Raw genomic sequence first — 13803 nt, 5'->3', positions numbered from 1 at the left:
CTCATGCGTGCGCCGCGGTGGTGGCCGCGAGGTTCGCGAGCAGCTGGAGGCGTTCCTCGGACGGGGACCCCGGCTCGGCCCCGTAGACGATGAGGGTCAGACCGGTGTCCGTCACGAGTTCCATCGTCTCGTAGGTGATGTCGAGGTCGCCGACCTCCGGGTGGTGCATGCGCTTCGTGCCGTTGTCGTGCCGCATCACCCCGTGCGCCGCCCAGCGCTGCCGGAACTCCTCGCTCCGGGTGGACAGTTCGCCGATGAGGTCGGTGAGGCCCTTGTCGTACGGGGACCGCGCGGCCTCGGCCCGGAGGACTGCCACCATGTCGCTCGCGATGACGTCCCAGTCGCGCCAGAAGTCCCGACCGCGGGGGTCGAGGAACGCGAACCGGGCGGTGTTCGGGGTGCCGGACGGCTCGAGGAACATCGGTGCGTAGAGCGCACGCGCCATGGCGTTGCCGGCGAGGAAGTCGGAGCGGCCGTTCCGCACCCATGCGGGCGCGGTCATCGAGTCGAGGACGCGCTGCACGTTCGGCCGGACCTTCGAGGTCGGGCCCCTCCGCCGGGTGGTGGCCGAGGCGTTCTGCGTCCGCGCGAGGTCGAACAGGTGTGCGTGCTCGGCATCGTCCAGCCGGAGTGCACGGGACAGCGACTCGAGGACGCTCTCCGAGACGCCGGTGAGGTTCCCGCGCTCGAGGCGGATGTAGTAGTCGACGCTCATGCCGGCGACGAGGGCGAGCTCCTCGCGCCGCAGACCCTTGACGCGTCGGGCGCCGCCGAAGTCGGGCAGCCCGACCTGCTGCGGCGTGATGCGCTCGCGGCGGGTGCGGAGGAAGTCCCGCACTTCGTTGGTCGTGTCCATGCGTCCACGGTAGGTGCCATCCGCTCCGTGGAGCAGGTGTTGTCGGTACCCGTCAGCGCGCGGCGACCGGTCGTAGCGTCGTCGGCATGGAAACGATCACCCTCAACAACGGCGTCCTGCTCCCCGCGATCGGGTTCGGCGTCTTCCAGAGCTCTCCCGAGGACACCGTCGATGCCGTGCGCACCGCGCTCGAGGTCGGTTACCGTCACATCGACACCGCCGCCGCGTACGGCAACGAGCGCGAGGTCGGGGAGGGCATCCGAGCATCGGGCATCGATCGCGACGACATCGTGATCGAGACCAAGGTCTGGGTGTCCGACTACGGCTACGACCAGACCCTGCACGCGTTCGACAAAGCGATCGGCAAGCTGGGCGTCGACACGATCGACGTGCTGATCCTCCACCAGCCCGCACCGGATCGTTTCGAGAAGACCGTCCAGGCCTACAAGGCCCTCGAGAGGCTGTACGCCGACGGGAAGGTCCGTGCGATCGGCGTGAGCAACTTCATGCCGCACCACCTCCGCTCGCTGCTCGAGCAGACGGACGTCGTCCCGGCGCTCAACCAGGTCGAGCTGCACCCGTACTTCACCCAGCCCGACGTCCAGCGTGCAGACGCCGAGCACGGGGTCCTCGACCAGGCGTGGTCGCCCATCGGCGGGATCACGTTCTACCCGGGATGGGGCGACGAGCGGGTCAGTGTGATGGACGACCCGACGATCCGGGAGATCGCCGAGGCGCACGGGAAGACGCCGGCGCAGGTGATGCTCCGCTGGCACGTGCAGCAGGGCCGGAACGCGATCCCGAAGTCGACGAACCCGGGGCGGATCGCGGAGAACTTCGACGTCTTCGACTTCGCGCTGTCGGACGACGAGGTCGCGTCGTTGGACGGTCTCCACACGGGCCGTCGAAACGGCCCGGATCCCGACGGGGCGGACACGAGCCGGTTCGAGCGGGTGATCCCGGAGGTCTGACGCGACCACAGGGCGGACGGGAGGCGCGGTGCCAGCTGGCCCCGCGCCTCCCGTCCGTCGTGGGGTCACGACCACCGCATCAGGCGAGTTCGCGCGCCCGTTCCGCGATGCGCTCCGTCGCCGCCCACGATGCCAGCATCCGCAGGGCGTCCGCGGTCGGCGAGCCGGGCGTCGCCGGGTAGATCGTCAGCGCGAGCCCGGGGTCCTCGGCGAGCTCGAGCGTCTGGAAGTGCAGCTCGAGGTCACCGACCACCGCGTGGTGGAAGGACTTGACGCCCGCGTAGTGCCGGCGGACGTCGTGGGAGGCCCAGAGTTCCCGGAAGTCGTCGCTCCGCATCGACAGCTCGCCGATGAGGGCCGCGAGGTCCCGATCGTTCGGGGTCCGTCCCGCTTCGCGTCGGAGGATCGCCACGTTCGTGTGTGCCGCCCGCTGCCAGTCGCGGTAGAAGTTCCGCGCCTGCGGGTCCAGGAAGATGAAGCGCGCGAAGTTGAGCGGCCGGGCCGGTGCGGCGACGAGATCCGAGTGCATCGCGTAGCCGAGGGCGTTCGCCGCGACGATGTCCTGCCGGTTGTTGACGATCATCGCCGGGGCGTCGGTGACGACGTCGAGCAGGTACTGCAGCTCGGGCCGGACCGCGGCCACGGGGGTGACCCGGGCGGCACGTCGGGGCGTCGCGTTCTGGTGCCGGGCGAGGTCCCGGAGGTGCTCCTGCTCGGCCGAGTCGAGCTGCAGTGCTCCGGCGATGGCGTCGAGCACGCTGTCCGAGACGCCCTGCAGGTTCCCGCGCTCGAGGCGCGTGTAGTAGTCGATGCTGACCCCGGCGAGGCGTGCGACCTCCTCGCGGCGGAGCCCGGTCACGCGTCGTCGTGTGCCGAAGGTCTCGACGCCGGCCTGTTCGGGGGTGATGCGGGCGCGACGACCGGAGAGGAAGTCGCGCGCTTCGTCGCGGTGGTCCATGCCGTCACGGTACTTCGGCCGGTTGCGAGCGAGCGAGGGGTTGTCGGAACCCCCGTCAGCGCGGTGTTGTCGGAACCCCCGTCAGCGCCCGGCGAGCGGCACGGACACGATCCGGTCGTCACCGCTCTGCGCCGAGCCGCGCCCGTCGGTGTTGTTCGTGACGAACCAGAGCGTGTCCGACGGCCCTTCGAGCACCGTCCGGATCCGGCCGAACTCGCCCGCGAAGTACTCGGTCGACGTCGACGGGTCGTCCGCGGGGATCGCCCGGAGCACCTCGCCGCGGAGGTTCGCGACGAACACGGTGTCGCCGACGACGGTGAGCCCGCTCGGGGACGCCTCGTCCGTCGACCACTGCTGCACCGGGTCGACGAAGCCCTGGTCCTCGCCGCCCGTGCCCTCGACCTCGGGCCAGCCGTAGTCGGCGCCGGGTTCGATGACGTTGAGCTCGTCGTGCGTGTTCTCGCCGAACTCGGACGCGAACATCGTGCCGTCCGCCGTCCAGCCCATGCCCTGCACGTTCCGGTGGCCGAGACTCCACACCGGTGAGTCGGCGAAGGGGTTGTCGTCGGGCACGCTGCCGTCGGGCTCGAGGCGGAGGATCTTGCCGGCGAGGGAATCGCGGTCCTGCGCCTCGGACCGCTGCCCGGCGTCCCCGACGCTGGCGTAGAGCATGCCGTCCGGGCCGAACGCGATGCGGCCGCCGTCGTGGAAGGTGTTCTTCGGCAGCTGGTCGATGACCGTCGTCGCGTCAGCGAGCGCCCACGACCCGGCACCGCCGGTGAGGTCGTAGCGCTGGATCCGGTTGCCGTCGTTTGCCGTCGAGTACACGAACAGGTCGCCGTCGTGCAGCGCGAGGCCGAGCAGCCCGCCCTCGCCGCCGTGGCTGACCCCGTCGACCGTGCCGACCTCACGGGTCGACCCGTCGTCACGGAGTTCCAGGATGCGCGCCGAGTCACGCTCGCTCACGAACGCGTCGCCGTCGTCACCGGTCCGGACGACCGACCAGGGCGCTTCCAGCCCGGTGACCACGTCGGACGTCGCGCCGTCGGGTGCCACCTGACCCGTCGCCAGCGCCGTCGGGGCGGTGGCGCTCGCCGTGGCGGTCCCGCGCAGTGTCCGCGCGGAGTCGTCGGAGCAGCCGGCCAACGCGAGCGCGGCGACGGCGGCCAGCCCGGCACCGGTCAGCATGCGGGTGCGAGTGCGGTGCGGCGTGGTGTCCACGGTGGTCCTCCCGGGTCTGCGTCGATCTCACTCGCCCCGTTCGGGAAACGCCTGGGACCCTGCGGACGGGGTGCTGGGGGGTTCCGCCTTCCCCTCCCTCGCGCCCGGGGATCGTCCTACGGTCGGGAGCATGGAGATCCAGCCGAAGCAGCCGACCGTCAAGAACCCGCCGGAGCAGTTCACCGGGGACGTGTACCTCGACGCCATCGCGTCCCCGAAGGAGGCCGGGCAGACGATGACCGTCGCCAAGGTCCGTTTCCTGCCCGGTGCCCGCACCGCGTGGCACTCGCACGCCAAGGGCCAGACCCTGCACGTGACCGAGGGCGTGGCGTTGATGGGCACGCGGGACGGCGGCGTGGTCGAGGTGCAGCCGGGGCAGACCGCCTACACGCCCGCCGGCGAGGAGCACTGGCACGGCGCCACCCCCACCGACTACATGGAGCACCTCGCGATGCTCGACCTGGCCGACGACCCGGCCACGACGACCACCTGGCTGGAGCACGTGACGGACGAGCAGTACGGCGCTCGCTGACGCGACCGGAAGGCGGCCTGGAGGCGCGTGGCGGACCCGCCACGCGCCTCCAGTCCGTCGGAGGGGTTCCGCTGGAACCCCTGTCGGCAGGGACTCCCACCCGACCACGGTCCCGCCGTTCCATGGAACGGTGCCAGCCATCCTCACCCAGCCGCACGGCCACACGGCCACCCGAGCCGTCCCGACGTCCCTCATCGCCGTCGTCGTCTTCCTGACGGCCGTCGCCCCGCTCGCCACGGACATGTACGTGACCGCGTTCCCGTCCGTCGAGGCCGAGTTCCGGACGAACGCGTCGTCGGTGCAGCTCACCCTGACGACGTTCTTCGCCGGGATGGGCCTCGGCCAGCTCGTCGGCGGTCCGTTCTCGGACCAGCGCGGACGCCGGGTGCCGCTCCTCGCCGGCACGGTCCTCGTCGTCGCGGCCTCGGTCGTGTGCGCCCTCGCCCCGTCGATCGGGGTGCTCATGGTCGCGCGGCTGCTGCAGGGCTTCGGCGGTGGCTGGGTGATGGTGATCGCACGGTCGGTCATCGTCGACCTCGCTCACGGCACGCAGCTCGTCCGCGTCCTCAACGTGGTGATGGGCATCGGCGGCATCGCCCCCGTGCTCGGTCCGCTGTTCGGTGCGGCGATCCTGCAGTTCGGCGACTGGCGGACGACGTTCTGGGTGCTCGCCGGGCTCGGCGTGCTCATGTGCGTGTCGGCGGTCGTGGTCGTGCCGGAGTCGCTCCCGCGTGCGCGTCGCCACGGCGGTGGACTCCGCACCTTCCGACGAGCGGCACGGCAGGTGCTCGGGGACCGGCGCTTCGTCGGCTACGTGGTCACCGCCTGCGCTGCCTTCATTGGGGTGTTCGCGTACGTCGCCACGTCACCGTTCATCCTGCAGACGATGAACGGCCTGTCGCCGACGGCCTACGCGATCGACTTCGCGGCGAACGCGGGCGCGATGACCGTCGCGTCGCTCGTGGCCGCGCGACTGGCCGGCAGAGTGTCCACGAGACGCATCATCCTGGTGGGGCAGCTCTGCATGGCGATCGCCGGCGCCGGCATGCTCGTCGGTGCGATCTGGTTCGGGATGCCGCTGATGGTGGCGCTGATCGGCTTCTTCGTCCTCATGATCGGCAACGGCCTGGTCGTCACGAACGGCGGCGCGCTCGCGTCGTCGGTCGTCCCCGAGCACCCGGGCACGAGCTCTGCCGTGCTCGGTCTGGTTCAGTGGACGACGGCCGGCGTCACCGCTCCGATCGCGGGACTCGGCGGCTCGGACACCGCGGTCCCCATGGCCGTCCTCGTCCTCGGCGGCGCACTGGTGTCGCTGTACGGCCTGCTCGTCCTCGCACGACCCCGCACCCCCGGAAGGACCACCGCATGACCACCATCGCCATCGTCGGAGCCGGCAAGGGCCTCGGCCTCGCCGTCGCCGACCGCTTCGCCCGTGAGGGCTTCTCGATCGCCCTGATCTCCCGCAACCAGTCCCGGCTCGACGAACTCGCGCGTTCGCTGCAGGAGCGCGGCCACGACGCCGCCGGGTTCGCGGCGAACGTCCGTGACCAGGCCTCGCTGCAGGGTGCGCTCGAGCGTGCCACGGAGCAGCTCGGCCCGATCGAGGTGCTGCAGTACAGCCCACTGCCCGCGAAGGAGTACATGCGGCCGGTGCTGGAGACGACCGCGGAGGACCTCGTCGGTCCGATCGAGTTCTCGATCTACGGCTCCGTCACCGCGGTCCGCCAGGTCCTGCCGGGCATGCGGTCGATCGGCCGCGGCACGATCCTGTTCGTCAACGGCGGCAGCGCCGTCCGCCCGGGTGCTCGCGTGACGGGCACGTCGGTCGCGTTCGCCGGGGAGAGCGCGTACGCGCAGCTCCTCCACGACGCGGTGCGCGACGAGCAGGTGCACGTCGGGCAGCTCATCATCCCCTTCGGCATCGACGACGGGCAGCCGGACCACTCCGGGGAGTCGATCGCGGATCGCCTGTGGGCGATCCACACGGAACGGGGCGACTTCCGGACGTACGCGGAGCCGCTGCCGGAGTGAGCGGCTCGGCCTGACACGCTGACGGCCTGGAGGCGCGTGGCGACCCCGCCACGCGCCTCCGGTCATCCCCGTCCCAGCAGCGCGAGGGCGCGGACAGCGCGCTCGCGGACGTCGGCTTCCGTCGGCGCGGGGGCGATCCCGAGGAGCCGGCGGCGGTGCAGCTCGCCGAGCAGCAGCGTGAAGAGCTCCGCGACGGTGTCCGGCGCGGCACCCGCTCGGACCAGGGCGTCCTGTGCGGCGAGCGGTCCGGCTTCGTGGAACTCCGCGGCGAGGTCGGGTGAGCGCGTCGCCTCGGCGATGACGAGCCGGTGGAGTGCGACGGCGTCGTCGGCCAGCAGCGCACGGCAGACCGCGGTCGCCGTGGCCTCGAGGTCCGTCGGCGGGGCCGCGGCGTAGGTGTGCTGTCGTCGGACGACGGCGCGGAGCAGTGCGTGCTTGTCGCCGAACGACGTGTAGAGGGTCCGCTTCGTGACCTCGGCGTCGGCCGCGACACGGTCGAGGGTGACGGCCGCGAAGCCGTCCTGCAGGAACAGTGCCGCTGCCACGTCCAGCACGCGGTCGTCCCGTGCTGCCCGCTCGTCGGCGGTCGGTCGTCCTCGTTTCGCCACGACACCACTCTACCTGTGAATGATACGCTCCCGTTTCATTAACGAGGAGGGTCCATGACCGACGTCGTGTGTCACGTGGCGATCGCCGATGACTGGGAGATGAGCCGCGGGTTCGGGGAGTACGAGGTGTCGACGCGCGGCGTGCCGCTCGAGCCGGGCGGGTACGTCCGGGTGACCACGCCCGATCGCGTGCTGGACGTGGTCGCCGAACGGTACGGCGACCTGTCGATCCCGCTGCTCCGGATCGACCTCAGTGTCGCGGGGCTCGCCGCCGCCGGCGTACCGGTGGAGTGGGTCGACGGTGTGCCGCGTGTCCACGGCGCCGTTCCGATGGACCCCGACGTCGTCGTCGCCGAGGTGCCCGTCAGGACGGGTTGACCGCCGGAGCGGCCGACCCGTGCTGCACCGTCAGCGGACGCGGGGCGTGACGGCGGCGAGCTCGTCCCAGTGCCGGTGCCGTGCCTCCAGGGCGGTGCGCTGCTCGTGCGCGAGGCGGGCCGCTGCTCGGTCGGAACCGATGGCGGAGTCGGCGGGGAAGCCCGTGCGGACTGCCCGTGACTCGCTCCACCGGAGCAGTGCGAGACCGATGCGGTGCGCGGTCCGTTCGAGCGGGCCGACGTGGTCGAGGTGGAGTGCTGCGCTCATGATCCTTGGTGTCCGGGTCCGTCGTCGAAGATGGGGACCGCCGCGAGGCGGAGGAAGACGCGGCTCGTGTCCGCGTCGGAGTCGTCGTCGAGGACATGCCGCTGCCGGAATGTGTCGACGAGGGCGTGGATGCCGTCCATCAGCTCGGTCAGTTCCGCCGGTGCCAGCCGCATGATCGCGATCGAGAGGTCACCGGCGTCCCGCCACCCCGCGGACATGGTCTCCTGGTCGCGCGCGATGAACTCACGGATCATCTGTTCGGCGAAGTCGTTCGACCCGGAGGCGATGAGGCGGGCGGCAGCGACGCCGGCGGGGGTGTCCGCCACGTTGGTCTGGACCGCGACCGGGGTGCGCCGCCACCAGCGCTCACGGCCGTTGCCGCGACCGACGATCTCCTCGATGAACCCGTGCTTCTCGAGCTGGCGCAGGTGGTAACTGGTCGAGCCGGTTGACTCACCGACGCGATCAGCGAGGTTCGTCGCCGTCGCCGGACCGTGCGCGGCGAGCTCGTTGAAGAGCTGGGTGCGCAGCGGGTGGTTGAGCGCCTTCATCGACGGGAGGTCGAGGACGCGTGCTTCGGGAGCCATGGAGCGATCGTACGACTGCAAAGAACTCTTTGCAAGGGATTCTTTGCAGCACCTTCTTTGCGATCCCGGGCGGCTAGTGGACCGCCTCGGTGATCGCGGTCGCCATCACCTGGGCGACGACGACGTTCGCCGCGGCGGTCCCGTGGATGCCGTCCGGTGACGACCCGCGGACCCAGGCGCCGTCCGCTCGGCGGAACGCCGTGAACGGGTCGACGAACGACCAGCCGTGCGCAGCCGCGTCGCGTTCGAGCGCACGGCTGAGGACGATCTGCCCGGTGCGGCGGTCGGCACCCCACCGGCTGTTCGTCCAGTCCGAGGGCGGCCCGGCGACGACGAGGACCCGCTGCGCGCCGACCTTCCGGACGACGGCGTCCACGTCGGCGATCGTCGTCGCGGTGGGGACCGCCTGGTTGACGTCGTTGGTGCCCAGCTCGACCACGAGGACCTCGGCCTCCGGCACGGGACGGACCTCGTCGAGCACCTGGTCGGCCCGGTACCCACTGTGCGCGTACCCGCCGACGGCGTGGAACCGGGTGTCGGGTTCGAGGACGTGGAGCCACGAGTCGGGGCGGGCGGAGATGGAGTCACCGGCGTACGCGAAGGTGATGGCGCCGGGACGGTCACCGGAACCGAGTGCTCCGGAGACCACCTGTTCGCGGACGGGCACCCGGGCACCCGCACGGACGTCGGCAGGAGCGGCGCGCTCGACGCGGGTGGGAGCCTGCGCCGCCGATGCCGTCGGGTTGCTCTCCGCCGCGGCGGTCCCCGCGGTTCCCGCGGTTCCCACGACGATCGACCCGATGACGATCGATCCGACGACGAACGACCCGGCGACGAGGCAGGCGGTGACGATGCTCGCGATCAGGGCGAGCCGGCGGGGGCGGGGCACGACTCCAGGTATCCCCCGGATCGCGTCCCGGTACCAGACCCCAGACCTGGGGAACCAGCCCGTTCGCTGTGGGTCCTCGTGGTCGTTCCCAGTTCCGGCCTGGAGGCGCGGGTCGGGGCCGCCACGCGCCTCCGGTCCGGTGGGCCCACCGCTCACAGCGAGCGGCGCACCGCGACCCGTCGGCCGCGTCCCGCCGTCAGCCACGTGCCCGCCGTCACCAGGACCGGCAGGCCGAGCGCGAGCAGGGCGAGCACCGGCCAGTCGGCGACGAACGGCATGTGCGACACCCCAGCCGGCCCGCTCGTGAACCGCAGGGTGAGCGCCCGGATCGGCAACAGGCCGAGCAGGGTGCCGATCACCGCGCCGACCGTCGTGAGGATCGCCGCCTGCCACGCCGACACCCGACGACGGAGCACCGGTGCGGCGCCCACCGCGTCGAGGACCTCGTCGTCGCGTCGGCCGTCCGAACGGGCGAGGCCGATCGCGACCGCGGTCGCCCCGATCGTCACGGCGGCGGCGAGGGCGAGGACGAGTGCCTTGACCACCCCCTGCGCGTCGACGGGTCCGGCTTCGTAGCTGAACGCGGGTCCACCCCACCGCTGCCGATCCGCGCCGCCGAGGCTCTGCCACGCCGACGTCAGGTCGTCCCACTGCGCGGGGGTCAGGTCGGCGGGCAGCGTCGTCACGAGCATCCCGGCGACCGCGGGCACCCGGTGTCGTTCGGCGGTCTCCGGGGTCATGAAGACGCCGACCTTGATCCGCGGGGACTGCACGTCGAGCACGGCGGGGATCGTCGTCGAGGCGTCCGGACGGGTCTTCGCCGTCACCGCACCGGTGTCCCACGTCCGGTCGCGGAACGTGTCGAGCCGGACCTGGCCGTCGTGCAGGTACTCGGGCCAGAGCGAGACCGCCTGGCCGGACGCCAGTGCCTCGCGGACCGTCGCCGAGGGACGGTGCCCGGTCAGCACCGCGTAGTCGTCGACGGTGCCCGTCCAGATGTGCGGCGCCGAGCTGTCCTGCGAACCGAGGAACGTCGAGCAGGAGGTGGTGTCGTTCGTCGGGCAGTCCTTGCCGACCCAGTCGTGCGGCAGGGTGATGGTCGACGGCTCGTCGCCGAGCTGCTCCGCGACCACGCCGAGGACGCGGATCCGGTCGTGCGGGAGCACCCCGGACACGATCCCCGCGGCACGGGCGGTGAGTTCGGCGTCGTACCCGGAGGTGGTCCCCTCGTCGCCGGAGACCGACACGTCGGCCGTGGCGACACCGACCGCGGTCCGGTACTCGTAGTCGCGGACGAACTGGGCGTGCGACGAGGCGCTCCAGGTGATCGCCACCGACGCGACGAACACCACGCTCATGACGCTCGCGAGGACCGGCACCGTGCGCACCGGGTTGCGGCGGGCATCCCGCGCGGCGAGGCGTGCGGACAGTCCGAGACGGGTGGAGACCCGGGCGACGAGCGCGAGCAGCCATGGCGAGCACATCGCCACCCCGAGCTGCATGAGGCACGGTCCGATCGCGACCCCGGCGCCGACGAACCAGACGGCGTTGTCCTCCTGGACCGGACGGTCGTTGAGCAGGAGCACGCCGACACCGCAGGCGAGGGTCATCAGAGCGCCCACCACGATGAGCACCGGGGCCCAGATGCGACGGCGGCGCTCGGCGCGGGGGTTCACCGCCGCGGGCCGGAGCGACCCACGGAGCGCCGCGAGCACGTTGATCCTCGTGGCGGCCCGGGCGGCGACGAGGGCGGACACCAGTCCCGCGAGCACCCCGGCGACCCCGATCGCGACGAGCAGCGTGCCCGGGAGGTGCAGGCCCGGCCACGTGCCGACGTTGCCGTTGTCGATCAACCGGAAGGCGACGATCCCGATCGCGGTGCCCAGGGCCACGCCGAGCACCGCGCCGGTGGCACCGAGCACCAGCCCGGAACCGGCGACGATCGTCCGGACGAACCGCCGGTCCCCGCCGACGCTCGTGACGATCGCGTACGAGCGGGTGTCGGCGCGCGTGCCGACGAGGAACGCAGCACCGGCGAGGAGCGCGACCTCGAACATCGCGAAGACGCCGAGGAGCGCCAGGGCACCGAGGAACCAGCCGAGCTGCGAACCCGTCTGGCCGCCGGGGAGCCGGGCGTCCGGCGGGTCGAGCACCACCGGGCGCGACTCCACCGCGATGCCGTGCTGGTTGAGCTGCCGGATCTCGGACCACGTCGGGGCGTCCGACGCCAGGTACACGGTGAGGTCCGAGGCGCCCGTCGGGTCCTCGCCCGTGCTCGTGGACAGGGTGGTCCCCCACGGCAGGAACACGCCCTGCGCGTCCGGGTCGGACGCCGCGTCACGCATCGTGCCGCTGATCGTCAGGCGCTTCGTGACGGGATCGGTCAGGTCGACCGTGTCACCGATGGAGGCGCCGAGTCGCTGCAGCGTCGCCGGGGTGACCATCAGTTCGTCGCGGCCGGTCGGGGCAGTGCCGTCGAGGACGTGCCAGTGCCCGTCGAGGACCGCCGACCAGACGGCGCCCTCGACCGCCTGGGTGCCGATCGGTCCCTTCGGCCCCGCGAGCACGACGGACGACGACCCCACCGGGATCGACACCGCACCGGACGGCACGTGGTCGAGCACGTTCGCGGGCGCTTCGTCACCCGTCGCCTTCGCCGCAGGGCTCTTCCGGTCCGGCTGGGTGTACTGCCAGTCCACGGGGTCCTGCCGCATGCCGGGCAGGTCCGGGCCGGCGACCCGCATCTGTGCCGCCGCGTGCCCGAGGTCGTACCGGAGCTGCTCCGTCGCGGTCGGCTGCGTCGACTGCACCACGATCGAGGCCGCGGTGAACCCCGCGGTGGGGATCCCGATCAGGGCGACGATGAGCGCTGCACGCCCGACCTTCGCGAACGCCAGCCGCCGCCCGAGCCGCAGTGCCGGACGGATCGCGAACGGCGTGCGGACCCGCTCCGACCGCGGGCGCGCGGGTCGGCGTCCGGACCGGTGACCGGTACGGAGCGGATCGGCGTCGGCAGCCCGCCGACGCTCGCTCACGACGCGGCTCGGTCCGCGAGTGCCATCTCGACGCCCGAGTACACGGTCTCGTCGACGACCCGGCCGTCCCGCAGGAAGACGATCCGGTCCGCCCACGCCGCGTGCCGGGCGTCGTGCGTCACGAGGAGCGCCCCCGCCCCGGCGTCGACGTGCCGGCGGAGCATCCGCAGCACCACCTCGCCGGTCTGCGAGTCCAGCGCACCCGTCGGTTCGTCGGCGAGGACCAGCCGGCGCTCGCCGACGACCCCGCGGGCGATCGCCACACGCTGCTGCTGGCCGCCGGACAGGTCGTCCGGGAAGGCGTCGGCGCGGTGGCCGAGCTCGACGTTGTCGAGCGCGAGTTCCGCCGCGCGCCGGGCACGGCTCGCCTTCCACCCGTCGAGCTCGAGCGGCAGCGCCACGTTCTCGACCGCCGTGAGCGAGGGGATGAGGTTGAAGTCCTGGAACACGAACCCGACGAGCCGACGCCGCAACGCCGCGAGGTCCTTCGCGGGGCGGTCGGACACCCAGTCGCCGTCGATGACGACCTCGCCGCTCGTCGGCGGCAGCAGCGTGCCGGCGCAGGCGAGCAGGGTCGACTTGCCCGAGCCCGAGGTGCCCATCACGGCCACCATCTCGCCACGGCGGATCTGCAGGTCGATGCCGGCGAGGGCGGTGACCGCCTTCGCCCCGGTGCCGTACTGCACGCTGACGGCGTCGAGCTCGAGGAGCGGAGCAGCCGTCCCGGGTGCGGTCGCGGCGCTCACCGGGTGCTCCGAGCGGTCGCGTCGGCCGACGTCGAGGGAGCACGAGTCGAGCCGGCGGGTGCCGGTGTCGGTGCCGGGTGCTCGTCCGGCCGGTACCGCGCGACGCTCGACTCCACGTGGTCGAGCCAGCGGACCTCGGCCTCGGCCTGGAACAGCATCGACTCGAGGACGAGCGACCACGCCAGGTCCGACGCGGGGTCGGACGTGCGCTTCAGCCGGGTGAGGTCCTGCAGGTTCCGCACAGCGGCCGTCCGCTGCACCTGCACGAGGTGCGTCACGTCGACGCCGGGCACCGTCACCGCCAGGGCGAACTTGATCGCGAGCTCGTCGCGGCCGCGCTTCGCGGGCACCGGTTCGCTGAACCAGCGCGCCACCTCGTCGCGTCCGGCGTCGGTCGCCGTGTAGACGACGTGGCCGTCGTCGTCGGCGTCGCCGCGGGCCACGAGGCCGTCGCGTTCGAGCCGGTCCAGCGTCGTGTACACCTGCCCGATGTTGAGGGGCCAGGTCCCTCCGGTCCGGTGCTCGAACTCCCCCCGGAGCTGGTACCCGTAGCCGGGTCCCCCCACCAGCAGCGCCAGCACGCCCATCCGTACGCTCATCGTCGTCCCCCCGTCACGGCCGTCGTCGGCCCCTGTCGTCAGCCCGACCGGGCCTGACCATACTGAGTATGGCCATACCGGGTATGCAGGCGCAAGCACCGGACGGACTGGAGGCGCGGTGCCAG

General features: G+C 72.2%; 15 protein-coding genes. 5 read left to right on the top strand and 10 right to left on the bottom strand.

Annotation, left to right across the window (positions count from 1 at the left end):
• Position 1: 1 nt before the first annotated feature.
• Positions 2 to 856: a helix-turn-helix transcriptional regulator gene (locus DEJ28_RS17785; RefSeq protein WP_111114511.1), complete on the bottom strand. Its 855-nt coding sequence runs from the start codon at positions 854 to 856 to the stop codon at positions 2 to 4.
• A gap of 86 nt (positions 857 to 942) precedes the next feature.
• Here DEJ28_RS17785 and DEJ28_RS17780 point away from each other — a divergent pair, with 86 nt between their 5' ends.
• Complete coding sequence (locus DEJ28_RS17780; protein ID WP_111114510.1) at positions 943 to 1827, top strand: aldo/keto reductase; 885 nt, start codon at positions 943 to 945, stop codon at positions 1825 to 1827.
• A 79-nt stretch (positions 1828 to 1906) separates the two neighbouring features.
• Here DEJ28_RS17780 and DEJ28_RS17775 read toward each other — a convergent pair whose 3' ends face one another.
• A complete protein-coding gene (locus tag DEJ28_RS17775) occupies positions 1907 to 2785 on the bottom strand; it encodes a helix-turn-helix transcriptional regulator (protein ID WP_111114509.1) in 879 nt (292 codons plus the stop codon).
• A gap of 81 nt (positions 2786 to 2866) precedes the next feature.
• Positions 2867 to 3973, bottom strand: a complete 1107-nt coding sequence (locus DEJ28_RS17770) for a PQQ-dependent sugar dehydrogenase (RefSeq protein ID WP_111114601.1) — start codon at positions 3971 to 3973, stop codon at positions 2867 to 2869.
• 163 nt (positions 3974 to 4136) lie between these two features.
• On the opposite strand from DEJ28_RS17770, the gene DEJ28_RS17765 reads away from it, so the two are divergent.
• The 3 genes from DEJ28_RS17765 to DEJ28_RS17755 all read left to right on the top strand — a co-directional run bounded on the left by DEJ28_RS17765 (position 4137) and on the right by DEJ28_RS17755 (position 6569).
• Positions 4137 to 4538, top strand: a complete 402-nt coding sequence (locus DEJ28_RS17765) for a (R)-mandelonitrile lyase (protein ID WP_111114508.1) — start codon at positions 4137 to 4139, stop codon at positions 4536 to 4538.
• Between the two features lie 130 nt (positions 4539 to 4668).
• Positions 4669 to 5907, top strand: coding sequence for a multidrug effflux MFS transporter (locus tag DEJ28_RS17760; RefSeq protein ID WP_220034586.1), 1239 nt, complete (start codon positions 4669 to 4671; stop codon positions 5905 to 5907).
• Positions 5904 to 6569 carry an SDR family NAD(P)-dependent oxidoreductase gene (locus DEJ28_RS17755; protein ID WP_111114507.1) on the top strand — a complete coding sequence of 222 codons (666 nt, stop codon included), beginning with the start codon at positions 5904 to 5906 and terminating at the stop codon, positions 6567 to 6569. Before DEJ28_RS17760 ends, DEJ28_RS17755 begins: the two co-directional genes overlap by 4 nt.
• Before the next feature lie 62 nt (positions 6570 to 6631).
• On the opposite strand, the gene DEJ28_RS17750 is transcribed toward DEJ28_RS17755, so the two are convergent.
• The gene (locus DEJ28_RS17750; protein WP_111114506.1) at positions 6632 to 7177 is read right to left on the bottom strand and encodes a TetR/AcrR family transcriptional regulator; all 546 of its coding nucleotides are present in this window, start codon (positions 7175 to 7177) and stop codon (positions 6632 to 6634) included.
• 54 nt (positions 7178 to 7231) lie between these two features.
• On the opposite strand from DEJ28_RS17750, the gene DEJ28_RS17745 reads away from it, so the two are divergent.
• Entirely contained in the window at positions 7232 to 7555 is a 324-nt protein-coding gene (locus DEJ28_RS17745) for a DUF952 domain-containing protein (protein WP_111114505.1), read from the top strand.
• 30 nt (positions 7556 to 7585) lie between these two features.
• On the opposite strand, the gene DEJ28_RS17740 is transcribed toward DEJ28_RS17745, so the two are convergent.
• The 6 genes from DEJ28_RS17740 to DEJ28_RS17715 all read right to left on the bottom strand — a co-directional run bounded on the left by DEJ28_RS17740 (position 7586) and on the right by DEJ28_RS17715 (position 13678).
• Positions 7586 to 7822 (bottom strand): hypothetical protein, encoded by a 237-nt coding sequence (locus tag DEJ28_RS17740; RefSeq protein WP_111114504.1) that lies wholly within the window; start codon positions 7820 to 7822, stop codon positions 7586 to 7588.
• Positions 7819 to 8409, bottom strand: coding sequence for a helix-turn-helix domain-containing protein (locus DEJ28_RS17735; RefSeq protein WP_111114503.1), 591 nt, complete (start codon positions 8407 to 8409; stop codon positions 7819 to 7821). The genes DEJ28_RS17740 and DEJ28_RS17735 overlap by 4 nt, the downstream gene beginning before the upstream one ends.
• Before the next feature lie 73 nt (positions 8410 to 8482).
• On the bottom strand, positions 8483 to 9298 hold the full coding sequence (locus DEJ28_RS17730; protein WP_181433612.1) for an SGNH/GDSL hydrolase family protein: 816 nt from the start codon (positions 9296 to 9298) through the stop codon (positions 8483 to 8485).
• Between the two features lie 152 nt (positions 9299 to 9450).
• Positions 9451 to 12333, bottom strand: coding sequence for an ABC transporter permease family protein (locus DEJ28_RS17725; RefSeq protein WP_111114501.1), 2883 nt, complete (start codon positions 12331 to 12333; stop codon positions 9451 to 9453).
• On the bottom strand, positions 12330 to 13079 hold the full coding sequence (locus DEJ28_RS17720) for an ABC transporter ATP-binding protein (RefSeq protein WP_111114500.1): 750 nt from the start codon (positions 13077 to 13079) through the stop codon (positions 12330 to 12332). Before DEJ28_RS17720 ends, DEJ28_RS17725 begins: the two co-directional genes overlap by 4 nt.
• Positions 13076 to 13678, bottom strand: coding sequence for a PadR family transcriptional regulator (locus DEJ28_RS17715; RefSeq protein WP_258367920.1), 603 nt, complete (start codon positions 13676 to 13678; stop codon positions 13076 to 13078). The genes DEJ28_RS17720 and DEJ28_RS17715 overlap by 4 nt, the downstream gene beginning before the upstream one ends.
• Positions 13679 to 13803: the final 125 nt, after the last annotated feature.

Origin of the sequence: Curtobacterium sp. MCPF17_002 (assembly GCF_003234115.2) — a bacterium.
Lineage (GTDB): Bacteria > Actinomycetota > Actinomycetes > Actinomycetales > Microbacteriaceae > Curtobacterium.
Note: the sequence above shows the minus strand (reverse complement) of the source record. Positions and strands in the feature narration are given on the sequence as shown.